Origin of the sequence: Citricoccus muralis (genome assembly GCF_029637705.1) — a bacterium.
GTDB lineage: Bacteria > Actinomycetota > Actinomycetes > Actinomycetales > Micrococcaceae > CmP2.
The window spans coordinates 1,573,854-1,599,425 of the sequence record NZ_CP121252.1; the positions used below are offsets into that span (position 1 = coordinate 1,573,854).

The window sequence follows — 25,572 nt, forward strand, 5'->3', positions numbered from 1 at the left end:
CATTCCGAGGAGGGGATCCATCATGGCCGCGCCGGTCATTGACGGATCGATGGTGAAGAACCCGGAGGATCAGGTTCTCCAGGAGACTCACGCCCGACTCATTTACTTCTCGTCAGTTTCTGAGTACTCCCATCGATTCGTCAGCAAACTGAATCTCGATACCGACGAAACTGCTCGACTGCCGCTGAAGACGCGGGAGCCGACGCTGATCGCCCAGGAACCCTTCGTCTTGTTACTTCCCACGTATGGGGGCGGAAACGGTCAGGGGGCGGTCCCAAAACAAGTCATCAAGTTCCTCAACGTAGCGAGGAACCGCGAGATGATCCGAGGCGTTATCGCTTCCGGCAACACAAATTTTTACGAGGCTTACTGCCTGGCAGGGGACATTGTCTCTAGAAAATGCCAGGTCCCGGTCTTATACAAATTCGAACTCATGGGCACCGCTGGAGATGTGGACCGCGTTCGCGAAGGATTGGAACAATTTTGGCAACAGCACTCACTGAACAGGAACTGATTCAGTCAGCGAAGCAGCTACCGCAGGCATGGCAGAACCTCGGCTATCACGAGCTCAACGCCATGCTGAACCTCTACGGCCCCAATGGCGAGATCCAGTTCGAAGCAGATCACGCGGCCGCACGCCAGTACTTCCTTCAGCACGTCAACAACAACACGGTCTTCTTTCACGACCTGGACGAGAAGCTGAAGTACCTGGTCGACAACGACTACTACGAGGCCGAGACCCTGGAGCAGTACTCACAGGAGTTCCTGCACCAGTTGCAGAAGCGCGCCTACGCACACAAGTTCCGTTTCCCCTCGTTCCTGGGTGCCTTCAAGTTCTACACTTCTTATGCGCTGAAGACCTTCGACGGCCAGCGTTACCTGGAACGCTACGAGGACCGTGTCTTCATGGTCGCACTCCACCTGGCACAGGGCGACGAGACCCTGGCAACCAATCTGGTGGACGAGATCATCTTGGGCCGCTTCCAGCCGGCGACTCCGACCTTCCTGAACTCGGGCAAGAAGCAGCGCGGCGAGCTTGTGTCCTGCTTCCTGCTGCGCGTCGAGGACAACATGGAGTCGATCGCACGCGGTATTAACTCCTCCCTGCAGCTGTCCAAGCGCGGCGGCGGTGTGGCGCTGTCCCTCACTAACCTGCGTGAGCACGGTGCACCGATCAAGCAGATCGAGAACCAGTCCTCCGGCGTCGTGCCGGTGATGAAGCTGCTGGAAGACTCCTTCTCCTACGCCAACCAGCTCGGTGCCCGTCAGGGTGCCGGCGCGGTGTACCTGAACGCTCACCACCCGGACATCTACCGGTTCCTGGATACCAAGCGCGAGAACGCGGACGAGAAGATCCGTATCAAGACCCTCTCACTGGGTGTGGTCATCCCCGACATCACCTTCGAGCTGGCCAAGCGCAACGAGGATATGTACCTCTTCAGCCCGTACGACGTTGAGCGCGTTTACGGCAAGGCTTTCACCGAGATTTCGGTGACCGAGAAGTACTACGAGATGGTCGATGACGCCCGCATCAAGAAGACCAAGATCAGCGCCCGCGAATTCTTCCAGACTCTCGCTGAGATCCAGTTTGAGTCCGGCTACCCCTACATCGTGTTCGAGGACACCGTGAACCGGGCCAACCCGATCAAGGGTCGCATCTCGATGTCGAACTTGTGCTCCGAAATCCTGCAAGTCTCCGACGCCTCCACCTTCAGTGATGATCTGAACTACGATCACGTGGGCAAGGACATCTCCTGCAACCTGGGCTCCATGAACATCGCGAAGACCATGGATTCGGGCAACTTTGGCCAGTCCATCGAGACTGCCATCCGTGCGCTCACCGCAGTGTCGAACATGTCCGATATCGTCTCAGTTCCCTCCATCGCCAAGGGGAACGCTTCCTCCCACGCGATCGGCCTGGGCCAGATGAACCTGCACGGGTACCTGGCACGCGAGCACGTTCACTACGGCTCCGAAGAGGGCATCGACTTCACGAACATGTACTTCTACTCGGTCGTGTACCACGCGATCCGTGCCTCGAACCTGATCGCTCAGGAGACCGGCGAGAAATTCGGAGGATTCGAGGATTCCCAGTACGCCTCGGGGGAGTTTTTCGATAAGTACACCGAGCAGGAATGGAAGCCGGCCACCGAGCGCGTGGCGCAGCTGTTCGCCGAGGCCGAGGTGGAGATCCCCACTCAGGATGACTGGCGGGCACTGAAGGAATCCGTGATGAAGCACGGTATCTACAACCAGAACCTGCAGGCTGTCCCGCCGACGGGCTCCATCTCCTACATCAATAACTCCACCTCCTCGATTCACCCGGTGGCGTCGAAGATCGAGATCCGAAAGGAAGGCAAGCTGGGCCGTGTCTACTATCCAGCTCCTTACCTGACCAATGAGAATCTCGAGTACTACGACGACGCCTACGAAATCGGCTACGAGAAGATCATCGATACCTACGCTGCTGCCACCCAGCACGTGGACCAGGGTTTGTCGCTGACGCTGTTCTTCAAGGACACCGCCACGACTCGTGATCTGAACAAGGCTCAGATTTACGCCTGGCGCAAGGGCATCAAGACGATGTACTACATCCGCATCCGTCAGATGGCCCTGGAAGGCACCGAAGTCGAGGGTTGCGTTTCCTGCATGCTCTAACGTTGTGACGACGGCATGCCGCCTCCACTGTTCGGAGGCGGCATGCTGTCTGCAATGACCAACCACACATCACTGACCGACGTCGCACGAAGGACGCTGAAGCTCATGGCTGACGAGGCCCAGAACAACCCATTCGAACAGTTCAACGCCATCAACTGGAACCGCATCGAGGACGAGAAGGACCTGGAAGTCTGGCAGCGCCTGACCTCCAACTTCTGGCTGCCCGAGAAGGTGCCACTGTCCAACGACCTGCAGGCGTGGTCCAACTTCACCGATGACGAACGCGATGTCACCATGAAGGTGTTCACCGGCTTGACTATGCTGGACACCATCCAGGGCACCATCGGCGCCATCTCGCTGATTCCGGACGCGCTGAACCAGCACGAGGAAGCCGTGTACACCAACATCTCCTTCATGGAGTCGGTGCACGCTAAGTCTTACTCGTCGATCTTCTCGACTCTGGCCTCGACCAAGCAGATCGACGAAGCCTTCCGGTGGTCCCGCGAGAACAAGGAACTGCAGACCAAGGCACGGGAAATCGTCAAGTACTACGAGGGCGACGATCCGCAGCAGCGCAAGATCGCCTCCGTGATGCTGGAATCGTTCTTGTTCTACTCGGGCTTCTACTGGCCGATGTACCTATCCTCGCAGGCCCGTCTAACCAACACCGCAGACCTGATCCGTCTGATCATTCGTGACGAAGCGGTGCACGGCTACTACATCGGTTACAAGTACCAGCGGAACCTGGAAACCGAATCGCAGCAGCGTCGCGATGAGCTGAAGGACTTCACCTTCACGCTCATGTACGAGCTCTACGAAAACGAAGTGCAGTACACCCATGACATCTACGACCGCCTGGGCCTGGCGGAGGACGTCAAGAAGTTCCTGCACTACAACGCCAACAAGGCGCTGATGAACCTCGGCTACGAAGCCATGTTCCCGGACACGGTGACCAACGTGAACCCGGCCATCCTGTCTTCTCTGAGCCCGAACGCCGACGAGAATCATGACTTCTTCTCCGGGTCAGGATCCTCCTACGTGATCGGCAAGGCAGAGAACACCGAAGACGACGACTGGGACTTCTAAGCCTTGATCTAGTCTGACGCCCGCAAGGGTGTGGGACAGGCGCTGGACCTGCAGAATGCTGCAGGTCCAGCGTCTTTTTCCTGCGTCGTTTTCGATGGGTCGCAGGCCGTAAGGTGTGAACGATGTGACATCTGCGACAGGGCTTTGACAAGATGAGCTCATGACAGATGACACGGCATACTTCCGGCGGACGGCGCCTGCCGACACCCACACGTCAGAAACGGCGACGCGGGTCAGCCTCTTCGAATCCACCCGGCACGCCCAGGGCACCTGGCAGGAGGACGAGTTACACATGGCGCCGGTCTCCGGGCTGGTGGTGGCTGAGCTCGAGGCGCACGAAAAGCGGGACGACTTCGTCACAGGACGGCTGAGCTTCGACATCCTCGGCAAGCTCCATGAAGGCAAACAGAGGGTGACTACCCGGACGATTCGCCCGGGACGCACCATCGAGCTGGTCGAGTCCACCCTGGAATCCGGCGGACGCACCGTGCTGCGCGCCCGAGCCTGGCGTCTGCAGCGCCAGAAACTGGACCCTGAAGCGATCCTGCCGTTGCCGTCGAACCTCACACCGGTCGAGGAATGTGTCGCCGACGATCGGCTTCAGCAGTGGCCTGGTGGCTTTATCGCCAGTGTGCAGACCCGTGTTGCGCATGACCACGCTGCCGGACACGGTCGCGGCTGGATCGCCAGCGGGGTCGAGCTGATCGCGGGCGAGACCACCAGCTCATTGGCGAGCCTGATGGCCTTGGCCGATACGGCCAATGGTGTGGCACCTGTGCTACCCGCCGGCAAGGGCGGCTACGTTTTCCCGAACGTGGACCTCACGCTGCACCTGGTGCGCGAGCCGGTGGGCGCGTGGCTAGGATTGGCGACGTCGACCGTCGTCGGTTCCGAGGGCCTCGGCATCAACTCGGCCGAACTGTACGACGAGCGCGGCTTCTTCGGCCGTTCCGAGCAGCTGCAGACGGTGCGCCCCGTGCCCTGAGGTTCGTGAGGTGCAGCGGTTAAACACACGGTGGCCCGGTCGAAACCGGGCCACCGTCGTGTCGTGTCGAGGACGGCCTAGTGGCCGCGGTCGATCCACTCCTGCAGGTGAGGCGCCTCGTCCCCGATGGTGGTGGCGTCACCGTGGCCGGTGCGCACCGAGGTGGTGGGCGGCAGGGTGAGCAACCGGTTCTGGATGGACTCGATGATCGTTTCGAAGCTCGAGTAGGAACGGCCGGTCGCTCCCGGTCCGCCCTGGAACAGGGTGTCGCCGGTGAAGACCACGCCCTCTTCCAGCTCGGGAGCGTAGAAGCAGACCGAACCGGGGGAGTGCCCGGGGGTGTGCAGGGCGTGCAGTGTCACGCCGGCGATCTGGAACTCGTCGCCGTCGTTGATTTGCCCGTCCGGGGCGTCCTCTGGATAAACCGCATCCCAGAGCATCCGATCGTCCGGGTGCAATAGCACCGGGGCGTCGACGAGTCCGCGGAACTCCTTAACGGCGCGGATGTGGTCGTCGTGGCCGTGGGTCAGCAGGATGACTTCCACGGTGCGAACGCCGACGGCGTCCTTGACCGCCTGGGCGTCATGCGCCGGGTCGATGACCACGCAGCGTTCGTCGTCGCCGACGATCCACACGTTGTTATCCACCTCCCAGGTGCCGCCGTCGAGGGAGAAGGTGCCGGAGGTCACCAAATGATCGATGCGAGCCATCAGAGCACCACCACCGAACGCAGCACCTCACCGGAGTGCATCTTCTCGAATGCGGCGTCGATCTCGTCCAGGCCAATGGTCTCGGTGACGAACGCGTCGAGATCCAGTCGACCCAGTCGGTACTGATCCACGAGCATCTGGAAGTCGTGGGAAGGCAAGCAATCGCCGTACCAGGAGGACTTCAACGATCCGCCGCGGCCGAACACATCCAGCAGCGGCAGTTCCAGGGTCATCTCCGGGGTGGGCACGCCGACGAGCACCACACGACCGGCGAGATCGCGGGCGTAGAACGCCTGCTTGTAGGTCTCCGGGCGGCCGACGGCGTCGATGACGACGTCGGCACCAAAACCGCCCGTAAGCGCCTGAACGGCTTCAACGGCGTCGGTCTCTTTGGAGTTCACGGTGTGGGTGGCACCCAGCTCCAGTGCCTTCTCCAACTTGCGGGGGTCGATGTCGACGGCGATGATCGTGGTGGCCCCGGCCAGCTTCGCTCCCGCGATGGCCGCGGTACCGACACCGCCGCAACCGATGACGGCCACGGACTCGCCGCGCTTGACCTCGCCGGTGTTGATGGCCGCGCCAATGCCGGCCATGATGCCGCAGCCGAGCAGGCCCACGGCAGCATCCTGGTCATCGGAGACGCCCTCGACCTTGGTGCACTGACCGGCGGCGACCAGCGTCTTCTCGGCAAAGGCGCCGATCCCCAGGGCTGGAGACAGCTCGGTGCCGTCTTCCAGGGTCATCTTCTGGGTGGCGTTGTGGGTGTTGAAGCAGTACTTTGGTTCGCCCTTGCGGCACGCGCGGCACTCGCCGCAGACGGCGCGCCAGTTGAGAATGACCTTGTCACCCACGGCAACCTCGGTGACGCCGTCGCCGACCGCGGAGACGATGCCGGTGGCCTCGTGGCCCAGCAGGTAGGGGTAATCGTCACCGATGCCGCCCTGCACGTAGTGCAGATCGGTGTGGCAGACGCCGCAGGTCGAGATGTCGACGACGGCCTCGCCCGGTCCTGGATCGGGGATGACGATGGTGGTGATCTCCACGGGCTGGTCCTTGCCGCGGGAGATGACCCCTTTAACGGTTTGAGACATGGTTGGGCCTCCTTGGTGGGGGACTGTTGACGGTGTGGCCGTCATAGTTCCTCTTCATCTCATCACACCGAGTGGCGTAGCGGGAATGGGACATTCGCCGATGACCGTGTGTGACGAAGGTTACGTCTTGGTCAGGAGGTGTTTGCGGCGGGGCAGTGCTGACATACTGGGCCCATGTGTGGACGGTTTGTGATGGCGAGAGCGGTGGGCGACCTGGTGGCGCAGGCTGGTGCCGTGCCCCCGGAAGCGGATTTCGAACTGCGGGAGAGCTACAACGTGGCACCGACCGCGGATGTGGCCGTGGTGCTGGAACGCCTGGTGGAGGAGACCCCGCAGCGTGAGTTGCACCGGGCTCGCTGGGGATTGTTGCCCGGATGGGCGAAAGATCCGTCGTTCTCCTCGCGGACCTTTAATGCCCGTTCCGAGACGGTGGTGACCAAGCCGAGCTTCCGTTCCGCGGTGCGGGCCCGGCGGTGTGCGGTGCCCGTGGATGGCTATTACGAATGGCTGAAACCAACGAAGGGCTCGGGAAGCCAGCGGAAGCGACCTTTTTATGTGCACCCGGAAGACGACTCCGTGATGTTCTTCGCCGGACTGTATGAATGGTGGAAGGACCCGGAAGCGGAAGCAGCGGGGGAGCCCGCCTGGGTGTTGTCGACGACGATCCTCACCGGGGCCTCCCCGGACGACGCTGAACACGACGGCGTACTGGGGGAGCTGGGGCGGCTGCATGACCGGCTGCCGCTGCCGATGGGACCGGAGATGATGGAGGCGTGGCTGAACCCGGAGAAGCTGGATTCGGCGGACGAAGCCGAGGCACTGGTGCAGCGGGTGCGTGAGCAGGCATTTGCGGTGGCTGGTGGTTGGCGGCTGGACGAGGTGGGTCCGGCGGTGGGCAATGTGCGCAACAACGGTCCCGAATTGCTGGAACCGGTGGCTGGCGGCCCCCAGGAGTCGCTGCTGCCGTGAGTTCGCTGAGCGCCGCAGGCTCGATGAGCGCACCGTCGTCGGCCGAGCGTCACCAGGTGTGGTGGTATCTCGGCGCGGTAATGCTAGGACTGGCGGTTGGTCTGCTGGCACCGGGCGTCGGACCGTTCGTTGAGGTGCTGGTGTGGCCGGTCCTGGCGATGCTGCTACTCGTGGTGTTCTTCTTGACCCCGTGGTCGCAGCTCCCCGGTGTGCTGGCCCGGCCGCGCTTTCTGCTGGCCGCGCTGGCGGGCAATGCAGTCGTGATGCCGCTGATCGCCGTGGCGCTGGTGCACCTGGGGCCGGAGGATCCGGTGCTGCGCTTCGGTTTGCTGTTGGTGCTGGTGGCGCCGTGCACCGACTGGTTCATGACCTTCACCCATGTCAGCGGCGGTGACACTGCGGCCGCTTCGGCGCTGATCCCGGTGAACCTGATGGCGCAATTGGTGCTGATCCCGGTGTATCTGTGGCTGTTTGCCCCGGAGATTCCAGGTAGCGGTGAAGCGAATCCGGCGACGGGCGTCCTGGCTGGGGCTGCCGTGCTGATTCTGGGGTCGATGCTGTTGGGCGCGACTGCGGCCTGGTGGGCCCAGCGCCGCCCGGCGCTGGCCCGGGTGCGCGCCCACGCGGAAGTGGCCCCGGTGCCGTTGTTGGCCGTCGTGTTGTTCCTGGTGGCGGCGTCGCAGGCACGGATCGTGCTGGATGCGGCCGGGAGCCTCCCCGGGATCGCGGCGGTGGCGCTGGGCTACCTGGTGCTGGCTGTGCTGGTGGCCTGGGTGCTCGCGCGACTGACGCGGGTGCCTCGGGAGCAGGGGATCACCCTGACGATGACCCTGGCCACCCGCAACTCCTTCGTGGTGCTGCCGGTGGCCCTGGCGCTACCGGCAGGGGCCGAGGTAGCAGCCGTGGCGGTGGTGTTCCAGTCTCTGGTGGAGCTACTCGGGATTCTGGTGCTGCTGTGGGTGCTGCCCCGGTGGGTGTTCCCCCGTCGCGTCTCGTCCACGGCTTCAGCCTAGTGTGGCCGGCGGGGTAGACGTTTCGCCGCGGACGTGGACGTCGAGGAAGTCTAGTACGGTGCGGTACCAGGACTCGGCATTGCCGCGCTTGAGGATCCAGTGCCCCTCATCCGGGTAATAGAGATAACGGTGGACGGTGGCGCCGTCGTCGTCGAGCAACTGCGGGGTCCGGGTGTGCAGGGCATGCCAGAGCTCCAGTGCCTGACCGATCGGGACGCGGTGGTCCTGGTTGCCGTGGATGACGAGCAGGGGCACCTGGATCTGCTCGGCGTAGAGATGTGGCGAGAACTCGGCTGACTGTTCCGCCATGGCCCGGTCCCACTCGGCATTGTCGGTGGTGCGGCCCATCGAGGTGGTGTCCCAGAGCGAGGCGTGGGTCACGATGCAACGGAACCGGTCTTCGGTGTGGCCGGCCATCCAGTTCGCCATGTACCCGCCGTAGGAGCCACCTGCAAGGGCTGTGCGGCTCTCGTCGATTTCCGGGCGGAGGAGAGCAACGTCGGTGAGGGCCAGAATGTCGGTGTAGGGGGTGCCACCGAGTTGCTGCTGGCCGCGGTCGATCATTGACTGGCCGTAGCCGGTGGAGATCGCCGGGTCCGGCAGCAGCACCGCGTAGCCGGCCTCGACGAAGGCGCCCGGGTTCCAGCGGTAGGTCCAGGCGTTCCAGGAGCCCCAGGGTCCACCGTGCACCAGCACCGCGAGTGGGTGCGGGCCGGGGCCCTCGGGGGTGACCAGCCAGGCACGCAGTTCGGTGCCGTCTTCGGCAGTGGCGGTGACGGAACGCAACTGACCGGGGGAGCGCAGCGGGGTTCCGGGGTGGGCCAGCGGCAGGATCTCGGCGGTGTCGGTCGCTAGTGTGAGCACGATTGGCTCCGGGGCCTGCGTGATGGCATCGGCCAGGGCATACAGGCGGATGGGGGTGGTGTTGGTGTCGTCGAGCGTCGCATCCGTGCGCGGCAGGGTGGTCAGTCCGGAGTAATGCCGGGCGGTCACTAACGTGTTGGGGGTGTCGGTGTAGGTGTCGACCTGAGGAGTCATCCGCTGCGGCGCAGCATCGTCGTCGGCGCCGTACCAGATGGCCCCGGCTCCCAGATCATCGCTGGTGGCGGCCAGCTGCCGGTTGGTGACCCAGATGGGGTCGACCCAGCGGTCGAGCTCGGGCCACAGCCAGGTCTCGTTCTGCGCGTTCTGCTTGTCGAGGGAGAACAGATGGGTGCTGGCCTGCAGGTTCTGCTGCGGCGTCCAGCGCTGGTGACGGTGCAGCACCACGCGGGTGCCGTCCGGACTGATCTGCCCGGTGCTGACGGAGGTCTCGGGGGTGGAACGGATCAGCTCGGTGGTCTCCCCTGAGGGTAGGTCGATGCGCACAGCCACGGTCGCATCCACACTGGCAGCGGTGTTCTGCTGCAGGGTAGCGACGACGAACGAGCCATCGCGGCTGAGGTCCCAGTCCAGCAGCCGGCCCTGTGGTAGCGCGACCCACCGGAATTCGGGTGCCTGGTCCGCGGTGGCGGGTAGCTCGGCTACTCCCAAGACGGTGCGTCCGGCGGGCAGATCATGATCCCAGTAGCGCGAGGGGTAGGTGGTGTGCAGGATGCCGCTGACCGAGGCCGTGGTGCGCTGTTCCACCAGCTCGGCGTGCTGGGAATCGTTCTCGGCCTGACTGTGCACGCGGAACGTGGTGACGAGATGGCGCTCGGAGGCGCGGAGGTCGTTGAATCCCCAGGGGCGGGTGAGCAGACGCTGTGCCTCGCCGCGGCCGGGCAACACCCAGAGAGATGCGCCGGGGGAGTGCTCGGTGGCGTTCGGATCGGTCTCTGCAGCGGGGCGGGACGAGAGGAAGTAGACGCGCCCGTCGGAATCCTCGGTGGTGAGGGGGGAGACCGCAGAGACGGATTCATCGGAGCGGGTCAGTTGCACGCTGGTCCCCGGAGACGCCATTTCGTCGGCGGTGAGCTCGTGGAGCTGGGTCACATAGTCGGTGCCCTTGCCATTGAGTTGTTGGACGGTGGCCAGAATCCGGCCGTGAGGCCCGGGCAACACCGCGGTGATGCGGGCGGCGTCGAGCAGGGTGGTGATGGCATCGGGGGCGGTTGAGGTATCTGGGGTGTCTGTCGTCTCACGCGGTTCGCTCATGCTGGCCAGTCTACGGGGCGGACTTATCGTGTCACACCCTAGTTCTAGATTCGTCGACTGGCGGGGGTACGCATGTTCCCTTAGACTGGAGGGGACGATCGGCCTTCCCAACGATCACACTTCCCACCGCCACCCCTGACGCTGCCTGCGTCTAGGGGAATCACGGCATAGAGGGGTACACATCATGGGAATGTTCACACAGTCGGTCGCCGTCAGCTGCACCACCACGGGCATGCCGTTGCACGTGGAAGTGCAGGGGCGCAGTTACACGGTGGCCGCACCGCCGCGGCGCTGGTACGAGCGCCGCCGCTGGTGGGCCGAGGAGTACCGGGCCGAGCGCGGCCGCGGTGCCGGGCTGGTCGATCACGAGGTCTGGCGATTGCAGGTACGGCTGAGCCGAGCCCGTACGGCGCCGCTGCTGACCATCGACGTCGCCCACCACCTGGATTCCGGACGTTGGCGGCTGATCCGCGTGCACGATGCGGGCGCCCTGACCCTGCGGGAGACAGCATGAGCCCAGCCACAGCGTCAACCCCGTTCCCGCACCTGCATGTCTCCAGCGCCTTCTCCGCACACTACGGGGTGTCCTGGCCGCAGGAACTGGTCGAGGCTGCCGCAGCGCAGGGTGCCCAGACGCTGGCGTGCACGGATCGGGACGGGCTTTACGGCATGGCCAAACACTTGAGTGCATGCCTGGCCTCCGGAATCTCCCCGATTGTCGGGGTGAATGTGGCGGTGCGCTGGAACGAAGAACAGAGTGCCGGACGGGTGGTGGTGCTCGCCCGAGGCCACGACGGCGGGGCCGGCTATCACGCCCTGGTTCGGCTGATTTCCGCCGCCCACGCCCACACCCGGGGCGGTGCCGCCGGCGGCAGCCCCTGGGTGAGCCTGACCGAGCTGGCCGAGCACATGGCGCCGGACCCCGGTGCGCCCCGGTTGCTCGTGCTGATCGGCCCGGATTCTGATGTGGGCCGGATGCTGGGATCTCGGCGCTACGCGGCCGGACGCACCCGGCTCAAGCATTGGCGCAAGGCGCTGCCCTTAGGCGGGGTGCGGGTGGAAGTGGTGAGCCACCTGGCCGCCCCCGGTCAGCGACTCTCTGCCGCGCACGCCGCCAAAATGTTCCGGGTCGCCCGGGAACTAGAACTGCCCGCCGTGCTCACCAATGCGGTGCGCTACGCCAGTCCCGATGGCGCGGCCACCGCCGATGTGCTGGACGCGGTCCGGGCGCTAAGTTCCCTCGACACCGTGGCCGATATGCAGCCTAACGGCCAAGGGTGGCTGAAATCCACGGAGGCGATGCACCTACTGGCCCGCGAGATTGTGCACGACGCCGGCTACGGGGCGCGCGAGATTCAACGACTGCTGGAAGACACGCACGCCACCGCTGAGGCCTGCCGTATCGACCCGGCCGGCGATATTGGTTGGGGGCAACCCCGCGTGCCGGAGGCCTCCGTGATCGGGCTGGAGCAGCACTCGTACCGGGAACTGCGCGAACGCTGTCTGGCCGGGATGGGGCAGCGCTACCCATACCTCGGCCCCGGCACCCCCGCGGAGGCTTCCGTGCTGGGGCGCCTGGACCATGAGCTGGGGATCATCCAGAAGCTAGGGTTCTCCAGCTATTTCCTCACCGTGGCCGAGGTGGTCTCCATGATCGAGCAGATGAACGTCCGCGTGGCAGCCCGCGGCTCGGGGGCATCCTCCTTGGTGAACCACCTACTCCGGATCTCCGCGGTGGACCCGATCGAGCACGACCTGATCTTCGAGCGTTTCCTCTCCCAGGACCGTTCCACCCTGCCGGATATTGATATCGACGTGGAATCAGCCCGGCGCCACGAGGTCTACGACGCGATCTTCGCACGCTTCGGCACCGAGCGCACCAGCCTGATGAGCATGCAGAACGGCTATCGGGCCCGTGGCGCCGTCCGCGACGCCGGGTTGGCCCTGGGCCTAGAATCCGAGCGAGTGGACGAGATCGCCAAACAGCTGTGGCGGTTCTCTGCCTCCAGCTTCCGCGAGGCCATGGAGCGCATGCCGGAGCTGCGGGGATTCTCCGACCGGCTGCAGCAACAGCGCGCCCAGGGGGATGCGCAACTGGACTTGTTGGTAGACCTCACCGAGCGCCTGGACCGGTTGCCCCGACATATTTCCATGCACCCCTGTGGGGTGATCCTCAGTGACCAGACGCTGCTGGACCGCACCCCGGTGCAACCCTCCGGCATCGGACTGCCGATGAGTCAGTTCGACAAGCACGACATGGACCCCATGGGGCTACTCAAGCTCGACGTGCTGGGGGTGCGCATGCAGTCGACCATCGCCTACACAATCCAAGAAATTGAGCGCACCACGGGGGAGAGCATCGACTTAGAGCAGGTGCGACTCGACGACGAACCCACCTTCGAGATGATCCGCACCACCCACACGCTGGGCTGCTTCCAGATCGAATCTCCGGGGCAGCGGGAGCTGCTGGGCAAGCTGGGTCCCACCGAGTTTAACGACCTGATTATCGACATCTCCCTGTTCCGTCCCGGACCGATGAAATCCGATATGGTGCGGCCCTTCCTCGATTACCGGCACGGCGACGACGTCGCCCACTACCCGCACCCGGATTTGCGCCCGGTGCTGGAGGAAACCCACGGCGTCACCGTCTTCCACGAACAGGTCCTGCGCACCTTCGATACCATGACCGGGTGCGGGCTGGCCCGAGCCGATGAGTTCCGCCGCGCCATCGGTTCCTCCAGCGAGCACCAGGTCGAGGAGTTCTTCCGCTCCGAGGCTCTGAAGCGTGACTACCCGCTGGACGTCATCGACGCGGTCTGGAGCACGTTGCAGGCGTTCGGATCCTTCGGGTTCTGCAAGGCCCACGGGGCGGCCTTCGCTGTGCCCACCTACCATTCGGCCTGGTTGAAAACCCACCACCCGGAGGCGTTCTTCGCCGGGATTCTGGAGCACGACCCGGGGATGTACCCGCGCCGGCTCATGGTCGCCGAAGCCCGCCGGCTGGGCATCCCGGTGCTACCGGTCGACATCAACCGCTCCACCCAGCAGATGCGTATGGAATGGGTGCCTGCCCACCCCGAGATCGAGCAGAGCGGCCGGTGGGGCATCCGCCTGTCCCTGACCACCGTCTCCGGGCTCAGCGCGGCCGAACGCCAGCGACTGGTGGCCGGACAGCCCTACACCAGCCTGGCCGATATTCGTGACCGTGCCCGTCCCAGTCGACGCAACCTGGAGCGGCTGGCCGAACTGGGCGCCCTCGATGGGCTGCTGCCCGCGGGCGGGGCCTCGCGCACCGACCTGGTGCATCATCTGCAGCTCACGCATCAGCGCTCCAGCGCACCGCGCACCCGGCCCATTGAAGGTCAGCTGAGCTTCGAGCTACCGGATACCGAACTCACCGCACTGGCCCCGTTGTTCCCGGACCCCACCGTGGCCGAGCAGGTGCGCTCCGAACTGGATCTCACCGCCATGGACATCACCGGGCACCTGATGCACTCGCACGAGCCCTATTTACACGCTCTCGGCGTCACCCCGGCCGAGCAGTTACTTTCCCTGCGCAGCCAGACCCGCGTGCTGATCGCCGGGGTACGCGTGGCCACCCAGACCCCGCCGATGCGCAGCGGCAAACGCGTGGTCTTCATCTCCGTGGACGATGGCACCGGGGTCGTAGACACCTCCTTTTTCACCGAAGCTCAGCATCAGAGCGGGGAAATGCTGTTCTCAGCACGGCTGATGCTCATCGAGGGCACCACCCGCCGTACCGGAACCCGAGCGGTCAGCGTCCAGGCCATCCGTGCCTGGGATCTGCACCAGCCACACACGTTGCCCGACCCCGACTACCTCAACTCCACCCGGGATCAGTGGACCGCCTGGCTGTGTCGGGACCGCGCCCATGCCCCCGACGACGTTCCCCATCACGCCACTGGCTCCTGGCCCGTCAAACGCGGTAGCCTGCCCGCCATCCCCGTTCCACACCCCGACACCTGGGAGATGTTGCCCACACCGGATACTCTGGAGACATGACGACGCACACCCCGAACCGCTCGTGGCAGCCCACCCGCAGCCGCACCGCAGCAACCGCGCTGTTGACCGCCGCTGTCCTGGCCCTGAGCGCCTGCACCGGGGCAGACGATCCCGAGGAGTCGACCCCCAGCACCTCCGAGGCCACCGCGTCGGCCACGGCCAGCCCTACCACCGAAGACACCGCAGCCCCGAGCCCCTCCGAGACCACGGAGGAGACCACCTCGGCCGCTCCGGACGCCACCGAAACGGACACCAACCCCGACGGCGACGATTTCACCACCGGTGAGCAGAGCACCGACAACTTCCCGGACACCGACACCACCAGCACCGGGTGGTTCCCCACCGGGGTGCGCGCCTCCGCCCACGACGGCTTCGACCGTGTCGTCATTGATCACGCCGGCAGCGGCCACCCCGGATTCCTCGCCGAATACACCACCGAGGCACTGGCCCCCGGCTCCGGCCACCCCGCCGACCAGGACGCACCCGCCTACCTGGCCGTGCACCCGGTCGGACTCGCCGGGCACGAGGAGATCAACACCGACGCCGCCCTGCCCAATGGCTACACCGTGACCGAGCTCAACACCAGTGTCGTCACCGGGGTCACCACGCACCTACCCTTCGAGGCCGCCTCCAGTTACTACATCGGGCTCGACACCGAGCGAGCCTACCGAGTCTTCACCTTGGATAACCCGGCGCGCCTGGTGATCGACATCGCCACCGATTAACCCGTGCACCTGCCGTAGAATGACCTGTGGCCGCGTGGTGTCCTCCGTATGGCACCCCGTCGAAAACCCAGGAGAGGACCATCCCTTGCCCGAAAACCAGATCAGCATCACCGTCGACGACCAGCAGCGTCAGGTCGCCATCGGAACCACGGGCAGCGAGCTCTTCGCCGAACAGAAGACCATCGTAGTGATGCGTGTCGACGGCGAACTCCAGGACCTCTCCCGCACCCTCAACGACGGCGCCGTGATCGAAGGCGTCGACATCAGCGATGAGGACGGCCTCAACGTCCTGCGCCACTCCACCGCCCACGTCATGGCACAGGCCGTCCAGCAGCTGTGGCCGGAAGCCAAGCTCGGCATCGGCCCCTACATCACCGACGGCTTCTACTTCGACTTCGACGTCGAGAACCCCTTCACCCCGGAGGATCTGAAGAAGATCGAGAAGGTGATGCAGAAGATCATCAACTCGAATCAGACCTTCGCCCGCCGGGTCGTCACCGAAGACGAAGCCCGCGAGGCCATGTCCGCCGAGCCCTACAAGCTGGAACTGCTAGGCAAGAAGAATGACGCCGAGAACGCCGGCGAAGGTGCCTCGGTCGAGGTCGGGGCCGGTGAGATCACCATTTACGACAACGTGGATCGCAAATCCGGTGACGCCGTGTGGTGCGACCTCTGCCGCGGCCCCCACTTGCCCAACACCAAGCTGATCTCCAACGCTTTCTCCTTGACTCGTTCGGCCGCCGCCTACTGGCTCGGCAATGAGAAGAACAAGCAGCTGCAGCGCATCTACGGCACCGCCTGGCCCACCAAGGAAGCCCTGAAGGCCTACCAGGAACGCATCGCTGAAGCCGAGCGCCGTGACCATCGCAAGCTCGGCTCCGAGCTGGACCTCTTCTCCTTCCCCGACGAGCTGGGCTCCGGGCTACCCGTGTTCCACCCCAAGGGTGGCATCATCCGCAAGGAGATGGAAGATTACTCCCGACGCCGCCATACCGAGGCGGGCTACGAGTTCGTCTACACCCCGCACATCACCAAAGAGAACCTGTACCAGATCTCCGGACACCTGGACTGGTACGCCGATGGCATGTTCCCTCCCATGCACATCGACGAGCAGCGTGATCCCGTCACCGGCGAAATCACCCGGCAGGGGCAGAACTACTACCTCAAGCCGATGAACTGCCCTATGCACAACCTGATCTTCCGCTCTCGTGGACGTTCCTACCGTGAGCTTCCGCTGCGGCTGTTCGAGTTCGGTGCGGTCTACCGCTACGAGAAGTCCGGTGTCATCCACGGGCTCACCCGTGTGCGCGGGATGACCCAGGACGACGCCCACATCTACTGCACCCGCGAGCAGATGAAGGACGAGCTGACCAGCACCCTGAACTTCGTGCTGGACTTGCTCAAGGACTACGGGCTCAACGACTTCTATCTCGAACTGTCCACCAAGGACAACGAGAAATTCGTGGGCACCGATGAGGCGTGGGATGAAGCCACCCGCACCCTGGAGGAAGTGGCCACTGCTTCCGGTCTCGATCTGGTTCCGGATCCAGGAGGTGCGGCGTTCTATGGTCCGAAGATCTCGGTCCAGGCCCGCGACGCCATCGGTCGTACCTGGCAGATGTCCACGATTCAGCTGGACTTCAACCTGCCGGAGCGCTTCGACCTCGAATACCAGGCCGCAGACGGTAGCCGTCAGCGTCCGGTGATGATCCACCGCGCCCTCTTCGGCTCCATCGAGCGCTTCCTCGGTGTGCTCACCGAGCACTATGCCGGAGCATTCCCCGCATGGCTGGCCCCGGTGCAGGTGCGCGCCATTCCGGTGGCCGAGGCATTCAATGACTACCTCGGTGAGGTCGTGGACAAGCTGCGCGCCGAAGGCATCCGGGTAGAACTCGACACCAGCTCCGATCGATTCCCCAAGAAGATCCGCACCGCATCTAAGGAAAAGATTCCCTTCGTGCTCATCGCCGGTGGCGAGGATGCCGAAGCCGGGGCCGTGTCCTTCCGATTCCGTGACGGAAGCCAAGACAATGGTGTCGCCGTGGACGACGCCATCGAGCGCATCGTGGCCGCCGTGCGAGACCGTCAGCCCTCCGCCTAGTATGAGCGATGAGCCGATGACACCAGCGGACGATGCTTTTGGCTCGTCTGCTCCGGGGGAGCACCGAGTCGACGACTTCGAACTGCCCGGAACCCCGGACGGTTTCGACCGCCTGTGGAACCCGCATCGGCTGGCTTATGTGAGCCGCGGACAGCACCAGGTCAAAGACCGGGACTCCTGTCCGTTCTGCGCGGCACCCCAACGCGACGACGCCGACTCACTCATCATTGCCCGCGGGACAACCTGTTTCGTGGTGATGAACGTGTACCCCTACAATCCGGGACACCTGCTCGTTTGCCCCTACCGTCACGTTCCCGACTACACGGATCTCACGGTCGAAGAGACAACGGAATTCGCTCGGCTCACCCAAATCGGCATGACCGCGTTGCGGTCCTCCGGCCGACCGGCCGGGTTCAACTTGGGTATGAATCAGGGCACCGCCGGGGGAGCAGGTATTGCCGCGCACCTGCACCAGCACATCGTGCCGCGCTGGAATGGTGACGGGAACTTCCTGCCCATCATCGCTCAGACCAAGAACATCACCGCCAGCCTCGATCAGCTCCACGCCACCCTGCACGCCGTGTGGGACGAAGCGGCCGCAGAATTCGACCGGAAGCAGACGGACCGTGATTCGGCGCCGGCACCGGGGCGGGGCGACTGAGAACATGCTCAACAAGTACGCCCGCGCCCTGTTCACTAGGATTTTCACGCCGGTGGCCCGCCTGTTGCTGGCCCTGCGCCTTACCCCCAATATGGTCACCGTCATCGGGGCCGCCGGGGTGTCGCTCGCAGCCCTCATCTTCTACCCTGTGGGTGAACTTTTCTGGGGCACCGTGGTGATCACTCTGTTCGTGTTCTCCGATCTCATCGACGGTGTGATGGCCAGGCTCTCGGGCAAGACCGGTCCCTGGGGTGCGTTCCTGGATTCCACCTTCGACCGGGTCCAAGACGCCTGCGTGTTTCTGGGGTTGATCTTCTGGTACTTCGGCGCCGGTGATGACCCGGTGATCGCCGTGGCGGCCGGAATTTGCTTGGTGTCCGGCATGCTCGTGTCTTACGTGCGAGCCAAAGCCGAGGCGATGGGACTCGACGCCGACGTCGGAATCGCGGAGCGCCCCGAACGTATGGTGGCCACCCTGGTGTTCACCGGGTTTACCGGACTGGGATTGCACCCGATGGTGCTCACCGTGGTGCTTTTCTTGCTGGCGGCGGCTTCCATCTTCACGGTCGGCCAGCGAATCATGCGTGTCCGCCAACAACTCCACCCTGGTCCTGTGAGCGGAACGTCGGCCGCTGGGGAATAATGGCGCCATGACCACCACCGAGAACACGGGTCGCCCGTTCAACCTCCCTGAGTATTTTCTGCTCCTGGCGCTGGATTCCGGCGGGCGATTTCGTGTGACCGAACACGACGTGAACATGGGGCTTGCCGGAGCGGTGCTGGCAGACCTAGCTCGTCGAGGACGGATCGTGGTCACGAAAAACCGTGTCGAGATTGCGGAGGACCCTGCATCGATTCTGGACGCGGGAGACGCTCCCGAGGGGTGGCAGCCCGAAAACGCGCTGGAACATCCGCTGGATCGCGTGCTGTCGCTGATGAACGATGCCCCCGAACCCATGGACGCGGAGCAGTGGGTGAACCGACTGGCTACCCGCCAACTACGAGAGGTCGTGGTCGAGGCCCTGGTTGAGCGCGGAGCCATCCAGGTGAAGCAGATCAGACGCTTCGGGCTGCTGAAACGTACCCGCCACTTCAAGAACGAGACTTTCTACGAGCTGGACCTCAAAGTGCGGCTGGGTGTCGTGATGAACCGTGAGGAACCGCTGGACCTAGTCACCTGGCCGTTGCTGTCGTTGATGCATGTCACTGGACTGTTGGAGCGGCTTTCCCCTGAATCCCGTCGGCCCAAAATCACTGATCTACTGAAGGAAAAATACGAGTCCTTGGAATCCGCTCAGGAGAAATCGATCTACGAATCGCTACACGCCGTAGAGAACGCGATTTCTGAGCAGCTCGTCGCCACTCGAGGCGGTCCCTCCGGGCTGAATGCCTGAGAACGTGCTGTCAATTGGTCAACCTGGTAGGCACTCATATGTGGTGAACGACCGCACTAAACGACGGGCAAGGTGACGTTAATCGGAAGCGCAAGTCCGCGCGGGTACCGTTTCGTCGATGACAAAAATCTGAGAGAGCCATAACGGTAAATGTTCATCTTATGATGAACGTGTGGACTTGCGATGAAAACGCTTCATAGGATTTCTGCAACCTGCGTGTCGATTGCCGCCGTCCTTCTGCGGTCTCCGCCAGCACACTCTTCTGTGTCTTAAGCTGGTGGTCGTCTGTCTTGCAGTCATCCAGAACGAATTATTGTCGAAGGATTCTTGGGTTCCCCCGGAAACAGTTCGTTGCAGTTGGATGGAATCCCACAAGACTCCGGCTACTCTGTCGGAAGCTTCTTCTTGACCACTGGTCATGGGAAGAGTACTGGGTACTGGACGATTAGCACGAGTGGGGAAATTTCTTCCGTCAGCGTCAGGTGCGGTGATTTTGGCCCCATGAATATCAAGCCCGGTGAATCGACGTCGATGGCGGGGGATGGGAACGGGTGAGCGATTCCGTGTAGGGAATTAGCCTGGATGTGCCAGTAGCACCGAGTGGAACGATTCGGTCACCTGAGCTCATGAAGAAGTATTGGCAAATCCTCGATGCGTTGGACATCCCAGCAAGAATTGATTTCACCCGCGTACGCTACGGGGAGATGAGTGAAGCTGATGGTCAATTAGTCGGGCAAGTCATGGAACTTGTAAACGCGCGGTTTCCGGATGTCTACGCTGATCCTGCATGGGACAAATATATGCCTATCGAAGACCGCCCCCTTCGAGGTCCTGTCGAAGAATAGTCGTGGTTTGAGTTCTGGTAACAATCAACGCGTCGGTTTAAATGTCTGATTGCTATCCACTTCACTTCACTCCACTCGGATGCTTCACTAAGACTCTGCGGTAACGGTGAACCAAGAACCGTCGAGGAGCCACGGTGGCGGAGAGGAAGAGATCAGGAAGTTCACTCAGCGTATCGCTGGAGCTGGAGCCGCTTTGGCTGTCCTCGGAGGCGTAGCGTTTGCTGCACCTGCACAGGTTGCCGCCGAAGTAACCGGAGCCGATGCCACCGAATGCAATAACAAGCTCACTGGGCTGTGCACAATTACGAGCAGCAAGGCTACAAAGAGTTCGTGGAACCCTGCAGCTTCAACACCTGGTCATGGCATAAAACCACTGATTACTTGGGTAACTACTCAGTGGTGAAGAAGTCCGTCTAAGTGACCGGAACGGATCAGGCGCCAGCGAGATGCTCCGTGATGTTGCGTTTGATCCGTCCCAAGAGGGCGCTCATACCACGCAGACGCAACGGGGTGAGCGCCCGATTGAGACCAAGACGGTTGGGTACGTCGTCAGGTACGCCGAGAATCTGAGACGCAGGTAGCCCTGACAGCCCCTGAACGATGACGGAGCCGAAGCCACGTGTGGTCGGCGCCTCGGCAGGAGCCGAGATGATCAGCGTCGTGGCAGGATCGTCCGGATTGGTGGACTCATCAAACTCGACCGCCAAGAACAGCGGGGTCTGACACTCCGTGACCTGTTCCATCTGGTCTTCGTGACCAGCGTAGCGACTCGGCACCTCGGGGAGCTCTTCGGAAAATTCGAAGAGCAGCTCCAGGCGCTCGGCCTCTGGGACCTCTTGAAAGTCTTCAAAGATGTTCGCGAGTGCCGCAGGAATGGACGCGTCGGTCACGGTGGTTCCTCCACTAACGATGAAAAATTGCTGGGGTGCGTGATGGCACGCACCCCAGCATAGTGTCTGATTATCGCTGCGGCGCTTCGCCGGGCTGCTCGCCCACGACGATCGGCAGGCGCACCGAGTTACCCCACTCGGTCCAAGAACCGTCGTAGTTCCGCACGGATTCATAGCCCAGAAGGTGACGGAGCACGAACCACGTGTGGGACGAACGCTCGCCGATACGGCAGTACGCGATCACCTGATCCACGGTCCCTAAACCGGCCTCGTCCCGATAAATTTCCTCGAGCTCAGTACGCGACTTGAAGGTGCCATCTTCTCGGGCGGCCTTGGCCCACGGAACGGAGGCAGCGGTCGGGATGTGACCGCCACGCAAAGTGCCTTCCTGGGGGTAGCCGGCCATATGCGTGGTCTCACCGGTGTACTCAGGGAAGGAACGCACGTCGATGAGCGGCAGATTCCCGATGCTGTTCAACGCGTCTTCGCGGGACGCGCGCTCGGTGGTGTCGTCCCGCTCGACCACGGGGTAGTCGACTGCTTCGACAGGAGGGACCTCTTTGGTGACCTCGCGCTCTTCAGCGAGCCACTTGTCGCGTCCGCCGTTCATGAGGCGTGTGTCCGGGTGGCCGTAGAGAGTGAAGACCCACAAAGCATAAGCAGCCCACCAGTTGGACTTGTCGCCGTAGAACACCACGGTCGTGTCGCGGGTGATTCCCTTGGAACCGACTACACGGGCAAATTCTTCGGGACCGATGAAATCGCGGGTCACCGGATCGTTGAGCTCCGTGTGCCAATCGATCTTGATGGCACCCGGTATGTGCCCGGTGTTGTACAACAAGGTGTCTTCGTTGGACTCTAGGATCACCACATTGGCCTCGTCCTTGTGCGCTGCAACCCATTCGGTCGAGACCAGCTTCTCGGGATGGGCGTACTCGCTGTCCTCGATGGGGGCGCGGTCTGCATTGTTGAGCGTCGTCATGGAAGCGCTGCCTTTCTGTTGGCTTCGGGTGCCTGTTTGCCGTCAGGATGGTGCCGGTCGGAAGCATCCGCTGAGTACTGTCCAGCCTAGGCAATAGTTCCCAACGGAGACACGTTGGGAAACCTCATTCGATTCATACAACGCCATACAGCACCTACGGCATTCCACGAGTCTGGCTGTCCGGGTAGAAAACTCCCGTTACCCTGCCCGCGCTGTAGAGTTGAGTCGCGCACTACCCCTCAACTGATGAATGGAACTGCACTGTGCCCGAGATCGTCCACCTCGCCGAGCGGAGCCCTCTGGTTTCCCCCGAAGAACTGCTCTCGGGATTCCACCCGTCCTATCGTTTCGGGGAAGTGTCCTTCGATACATACATTCCGGATCCGACTCATCCCTCACAAGCGGGCGCGGTGGAACGACTACAGCGGTTCGCGGCATCCATTCAGGGACGCAAGTCGAAGGAATCGGGCGGACTATTCGGGTTTTTGAAGTCGAACAAGAAGAAGGCTTCATCGGAGCCCACCGGTCTCTACCTGGACGGCGGGTTCGGTGTGGGAAAGACCCACTTGCTGGCTTCGCTCTGGCACGCAGTTCCCGGTCCCAAGGCTTTCGGTACTTTCGTTGAGTACACCAACCTGGTGGGTGCGTTGTCCTTCCGCCAGACCGTCGACGTGCTCAAGGACTACACGCTGGTGTGTATTGATGAGTTCGAACTCGATGATCCGGGTGACACCGTGTTGATGTCGCGTCTGATGCGTGAGCTGGCCGACGCCGGCGTACGACTAGTAGCCACGTCCAACACCCTGCCCGGCGCACTAGGGGAGGGCCGCTTTGCCGCCCAGGACTTTAAACGCGAGATCCAGGTCCTTGCCGATCAGTTCGAGGTACTGCGAGTCGACGGTGAGGACTTCCGCCATCGAGGCCTGGTCGAGGCTCCCTCACCCTTGCCTGATGAGCAACTGGAGGGCGTGCTGGGTCAGAACTTCCCGACGGCCGGTGTGGTGGCTGAGGACGATTTCGAAGCCCTGACCGCCAATCTGTCGCGCGTACACCCGTCCCGGTATCGGGAACTGGTCAAGGACATCGATGTGTTGGTTCTGCACAACGTGCACACCATCACCGAACAGGCGATGGCTCTTCGTTTCGTCGTGTTCGCGGACCGCCTCTACGACAAAGACGTTCCGGTGATTGCTTCCGGTGTGCCCTTCGATCAACTCTTCACTGAGGAAATGATGGCCAGCGGATACATGAAGAAGTACTTCCGCACGGTTTCCAGGATGACGGCGCTGGTTCGCGAAGGTCAGCTCGCCGATCACAGCTGAGGCGGAAGCCGCCAGACCATCACCCGTTCTGACTTCGCGACATGATGGGTAATAAACCCCATGTGTTCTTAGAGTCGTTGTGCCGATTGGTGGTGTCCACGGACAGCGACACGCGAGAGTAGCGAGCTTCGGTGAGCTTCCGGAATAGGCCTTCCAATAAGGCTGTGCCCAGCCCGTTCCGGCGATGTTCGGGCGCTACGGCGAGGGCTAGATTCGGCGTGGCCGCATCGATCGTGCCATACGCCGGTTCCTCGTCGGGAAACAACCGGGACCAGGCCGCGCCGACCAGTTTCCCGCAATCCTCAGCCACGAGCGCTACATCTCCTGCATGGCCGAAATTCGACACGAACCGGCTCAGTTCCGGTGTCTTCGTGATGCTGCGCGGGGGCATGGGATCGCCAGGAGGAACGTGAATGGCCAGATAGAGGAAGTCGTCGAGCAGAGAACCCTCGGCGTCACGGTGAGTGCGTGCCTTCATTTCAGCACTGTCTTCCGAGATAGAAATAAGCCGGAACGAAAAATCCCCGCCGATCTCACCGATATCGGTGATCCCAACGGGGTTATCCGAGCGGATGACGAGATTCGAACTCGCGACCTCCACCTTGGCAAGGTGGCGCTCTAGCCAACTGAGCTACATCCGCAAAAGCATTCTACATAATGCTTTGTGCGCGATACTGGGTTCGAACCAGTGACCTCTTCCGTGTCAGGGAAGCGCGCTACCGCTGCGCCAATCGCGCTCATGCCGATCGGTGACCCGATCGTTTGAGTAGTGCAGAACCAGTGTTGTTTTGGCTTCATGCGAGGTGGGGACGGGATTCGAACCCGCGTAAACGGCTTTGCAGGCCGCTGCCTCGCCTCTCGGCCACCCCACCATTGAGGTGCTGCGAGCGGATGACGAGATTCGAACTCGCGACCTCCACCTTGGCAAGGTGGCGCTCTAGCCAACTGAGCTACATCCGCGGGGGACATCCGGTGATCAGAACTTCGATCTCCGTATTCCAACGAGTAGCAACTCTAATACAGATTCTCGCCCGTCGTCCAATCGACGTACAGGCCGGTGTGTCGAGTGGAGATTCGGGCGGTGGAAAGTCTCGATTTTTTGCGACAATACTGGCTATGACTCAACCACTGCTGGCGCATCAGACGGAATTCGGGCGCATGTATTCGCGCACACTCAGCGGCGTGCCGGAGGTACCGTCTATCACGACGGTGATCGCTCAACAACCAGCGGACCTGACTGGCTGGGCCGGACACATGGCTGCCCAAGCGGTCATCAATGATCCCCGGCTCCCCACCGCGGTGAATGCTCCGGGACAGCTGAAGACTCTGGCACGTCATGCTAGCTCGGCTGCCGAACGGTTCCGAGACGATGCCGCCGCACGCGGAGACCGAGTGCATCAGTACGCGGAGCAGGTAGCTCTGCGGGCCCTGGGGGAACCTCATGACATGAGCGGCGCCCGATCGGCATTAGCTGAGCACAACGAGTCTGCTTTCGCCGATCGTTTCGATGAGTGGTGGGACCTCTATGAGGTGCGCCCCCTGGCCGCCGAAGTCACGGTGTGGAACCAGAGCGTGGGATACGCCGGAACATTAGATCTGGTGGCGTCGATTGGTGGACGTACCTGCCTCATCGATTACAAAACCAAGGGGACCGACCGTAACGGTCGGGTCAAAACCCTGGACCCGAAGGTTGTGATGCAGCTGGTGGCCGGGCTGAAAGCCGAAGAATCGTTGATCGATCCTGAGGCTGGGACCTGGGGTCCCTGGGCACACGCTGACGCAGCCATCCTGATGGGTGTGGCTGTGGGGGAGACCGAGGTGGTCGCGTACCAGGCGAACCCGCAGGTCCTTCCAGAGTATTGGCGTCGGTTCTGGTCGCTGCGCCAGGCCTGGGATTACGGGCAGCAGGCCGAACGTGCCGGACAAGCTCTTCGGCCGATCGCGCCCCCGCCGTCGTCGACCAATCAGCCGGTAGGGTGAG

The 25,572-nt window shown here is 62.8% G+C and carries 22 protein-coding genes and 4 tRNA genes; 16 read left to right on the forward strand and 10 right to left on the reverse strand.

The window, feature by feature from the left end; translation table 11 throughout:
- Nucleotides 1-22 precede the first annotated feature (22 nt).
- From nrdI to P8192_RS07220, 4 genes are all read left to right on the forward strand, one after another.
- Complete coding sequence (nrdI, locus tag P8192_RS07205) at nucleotides 23-514, forward strand: class Ib ribonucleoside-diphosphate reductase assembly flavoprotein NrdI (protein WP_431521091.1); 492 nt, start codon at nucleotides 23-25, stop codon at nucleotides 512-514.
- Nucleotides 481-2,658 carry a class 1b ribonucleoside-diphosphate reductase subunit alpha gene (gene nrdE, locus P8192_RS07210; protein ID WP_278159758.1) on the forward strand — a complete coding sequence of 726 codons (2,178 nt, stop codon included), beginning with the start codon at nucleotides 481-483 and terminating at the stop codon, nucleotides 2,656-2,658. Before nrdI ends, nrdE begins: the two co-directional genes overlap by 34 nt.
- A 105-nt stretch (nucleotides 2,659-2,763) precedes the next feature.
- On the forward strand, nucleotides 2,764-3,744 hold the full coding sequence (gene nrdF, locus P8192_RS07215; RefSeq protein ID WP_270105353.1) for a class 1b ribonucleoside-diphosphate reductase subunit beta: 981 nt from the start codon (nucleotides 2,764-2,766) through the stop codon (nucleotides 3,742-3,744).
- A 160-nt stretch (nucleotides 3,745-3,904) separates the two neighbouring features.
- A complete protein-coding gene (locus P8192_RS07220) occupies nucleotides 3,905-4,729 on the forward strand; it encodes a thioesterase family protein (RefSeq protein WP_278155780.1) in 825 nt (274 codons plus the stop codon).
- Nucleotides 4,730-4,806: 77 nt separating this feature from the next.
- Here the strand turns inward: P8192_RS07220 and P8192_RS07225 are convergent, their stop codons facing one another.
- Nucleotides 4,807-5,439 (reverse strand): MBL fold metallo-hydrolase, encoded by a 633-nt coding sequence (locus P8192_RS07225; protein WP_278155782.1) that lies wholly within the window; start codon nucleotides 5,437-5,439, stop codon nucleotides 4,807-4,809.
- The gene (locus P8192_RS07230) at nucleotides 5,439-6,530 is read right to left on the reverse strand and encodes an S-(hydroxymethyl)mycothiol dehydrogenase (RefSeq protein ID WP_278155784.1); all 1,092 of its coding nucleotides are present in this window, start codon (nucleotides 6,528-6,530) and stop codon (nucleotides 5,439-5,441) included. The genes P8192_RS07225 and P8192_RS07230 overlap by 1 nt, the downstream gene beginning before the upstream one ends.
- A gap of 174 nt (nucleotides 6,531-6,704) precedes the next feature.
- On the opposite strand from P8192_RS07230, the gene P8192_RS07235 reads away from it, so the two are divergent.
- Entirely contained in the window at nucleotides 6,705-7,499 is a 795-nt protein-coding gene (locus P8192_RS07235; protein ID WP_278155786.1) for an SOS response-associated peptidase, read from the forward strand.
- On the forward strand, nucleotides 7,496-8,512 hold the full coding sequence (locus P8192_RS07240; protein WP_278155787.1) for an arsenic resistance protein: 1,017 nt from the start codon (nucleotides 7,496-7,498) through the stop codon (nucleotides 8,510-8,512). The genes P8192_RS07235 and P8192_RS07240 overlap by 4 nt, the downstream gene beginning before the upstream one ends.
- Here the strand turns inward: P8192_RS07240 and P8192_RS07245 are convergent.
- Nucleotides 8,504-10,648: an alpha/beta hydrolase family protein gene (locus P8192_RS07245; protein WP_278155789.1), complete on the reverse strand. Its 2,145-nt coding sequence runs from the start codon at nucleotides 10,646-10,648 to the stop codon at nucleotides 8,504-8,506. The genes P8192_RS07240 and P8192_RS07245 overlap by 9 nt on opposite strands.
- A 184-nt stretch (nucleotides 10,649-10,832) precedes the next feature.
- On the opposite strand from P8192_RS07245, the gene P8192_RS07250 reads away from it, so the two are divergent.
- The 8 genes from P8192_RS07250 (at nucleotide 10,833) to P8192_RS07285 (ending at nucleotide 20,397) form a co-directional block, all read left to right on the forward strand.
- Entirely contained in the window at nucleotides 10,833-11,162 is a 330-nt protein-coding gene (locus tag P8192_RS07250; protein WP_270105345.1) for a DUF6504 family protein, read from the forward strand.
- A complete protein-coding gene (locus P8192_RS07255) occupies nucleotides 11,159-14,671 on the forward strand; it encodes a DNA polymerase III subunit alpha (RefSeq protein WP_278155792.1) in 3,513 nt (1,170 codons plus the stop codon). The genes P8192_RS07250 and P8192_RS07255 overlap by 4 nt, the downstream gene beginning before the upstream one ends.
- The gene (locus tag P8192_RS07260; protein ID WP_278155794.1) at nucleotides 14,668-15,396 is read left to right on the forward strand and encodes an AMIN-like domain-containing (lipo)protein; all 729 of its coding nucleotides are present in this window, start codon (nucleotides 14,668-14,670) and stop codon (nucleotides 15,394-15,396) included. Before P8192_RS07255 ends, P8192_RS07260 begins: the two co-directional genes overlap by 4 nt.
- 190 nt (nucleotides 15,397-15,586) lie before the next feature.
- Nucleotides 15,587-17,497 carry a threonine--tRNA ligase gene (gene thrS / locus P8192_RS07265; protein ID WP_431521171.1) on the forward strand — a complete coding sequence of 637 codons (1,911 nt, stop codon included), beginning with the start codon at nucleotides 15,587-15,589 and terminating at the stop codon, nucleotides 17,495-17,497.
- A 16-nt stretch (nucleotides 17,498-17,513) separates the two neighbouring features.
- Nucleotides 17,514-18,158: an HIT family protein gene (locus P8192_RS07270; protein ID WP_278155798.1), complete on the forward strand. Its 645-nt coding sequence runs from the start codon at nucleotides 17,514-17,516 to the stop codon at nucleotides 18,156-18,158.
- Nucleotides 18,159-18,162: 4 nt separating this feature from the next.
- On the forward strand, nucleotides 18,163-18,801 hold the full coding sequence (pgsA, locus tag P8192_RS07275) for a phosphatidylinositol phosphate synthase (RefSeq protein ID WP_278155800.1): 639 nt from the start codon (nucleotides 18,163-18,165) through the stop codon (nucleotides 18,799-18,801).
- Nucleotides 18,802-18,808: 7 nt separating this feature from the next.
- Complete coding sequence (locus P8192_RS07280; protein ID WP_278155802.1) at nucleotides 18,809-19,552, forward strand: GOLPH3/VPS74 family protein; 744 nt, start codon at nucleotides 18,809-18,811, stop codon at nucleotides 19,550-19,552.
- A gap of 626 nt (nucleotides 19,553-20,178) precedes the next feature.
- Nucleotides 20,179-20,397, forward strand: coding sequence for a hypothetical protein (locus P8192_RS07285; RefSeq protein WP_278155804.1), 219 nt, complete (start codon nucleotides 20,179-20,181; stop codon nucleotides 20,395-20,397).
- A 431-nt stretch (nucleotides 20,398-20,828) separates the two neighbouring features.
- Here P8192_RS07285 and P8192_RS07290 read toward each other — a convergent pair whose 3' ends face one another.
- Together P8192_RS07290 and P8192_RS07295 are read right to left on the reverse strand one after the other, a co-directional pair.
- The gene (locus P8192_RS07290) at nucleotides 20,829-21,287 is read right to left on the reverse strand and encodes a SufE family protein (protein WP_278155806.1); all 459 of its coding nucleotides are present in this window, start codon (nucleotides 21,285-21,287) and stop codon (nucleotides 20,829-20,831) included.
- 70 nt (nucleotides 21,288-21,357) lie between these two features.
- The gene (locus P8192_RS07295; protein WP_278155807.1) at nucleotides 21,358-22,269 is read right to left on the reverse strand and encodes a sulfurtransferase; all 912 of its coding nucleotides are present in this window, start codon (nucleotides 22,267-22,269) and stop codon (nucleotides 21,358-21,360) included.
- A gap of 263 nt (nucleotides 22,270-22,532) precedes the next feature.
- On the opposite strand from P8192_RS07295, the gene zapE reads away from it, so the two are divergent.
- Entirely contained in the window at nucleotides 22,533-23,591 is a 1,059-nt protein-coding gene (gene zapE / locus P8192_RS07300) for a cell division protein ZapE (protein WP_278155809.1), read from the forward strand.
- Nucleotides 23,592-23,610: 19 nt separating this feature from the next.
- Here zapE and P8192_RS07305 read toward each other — a convergent pair whose 3' ends face one another.
- The 5 genes from P8192_RS07305 to P8192_RS07325 form a co-directional block, all read right to left on the reverse strand.
- A complete protein-coding gene (locus P8192_RS07305) occupies nucleotides 23,611-24,192 on the reverse strand; it encodes a GNAT family N-acetyltransferase (RefSeq protein WP_278155811.1) in 582 nt (193 codons plus the stop codon).
- Nucleotides 24,159-24,232: transfer RNA gene (locus P8192_RS07310), tRNA-Gly, on the reverse strand. Before P8192_RS07310 ends, P8192_RS07305 begins: the two co-directional genes overlap by 34 nt.
- Before the next feature lie 24 nt (nucleotides 24,233-24,256).
- Nucleotides 24,257-24,328: transfer RNA gene (locus tag P8192_RS07315), tRNA-Val, on the reverse strand.
- A 64-nt stretch (nucleotides 24,329-24,392) separates the two neighbouring features.
- Nucleotides 24,393-24,463 (reverse strand) — tRNA-Cys (locus P8192_RS07320).
- A gap of 14 nt (nucleotides 24,464-24,477) precedes the next feature.
- Nucleotides 24,478-24,551: transfer RNA gene (locus P8192_RS07325), tRNA-Gly, on the reverse strand.
- Nucleotides 24,552-24,707: 156 nt separating this feature from the next.
- Between P8192_RS07325 and P8192_RS07330 the strand changes: the two genes are divergently transcribed.
- Nucleotides 24,708-25,571, forward strand: a complete 864-nt coding sequence (locus P8192_RS07330) for a cytochrome (RefSeq protein ID WP_278155813.1) — start codon at nucleotides 24,708-24,710, stop codon at nucleotides 25,569-25,571.
- Nucleotide 25,572 lies beyond the last annotated feature (1 nt).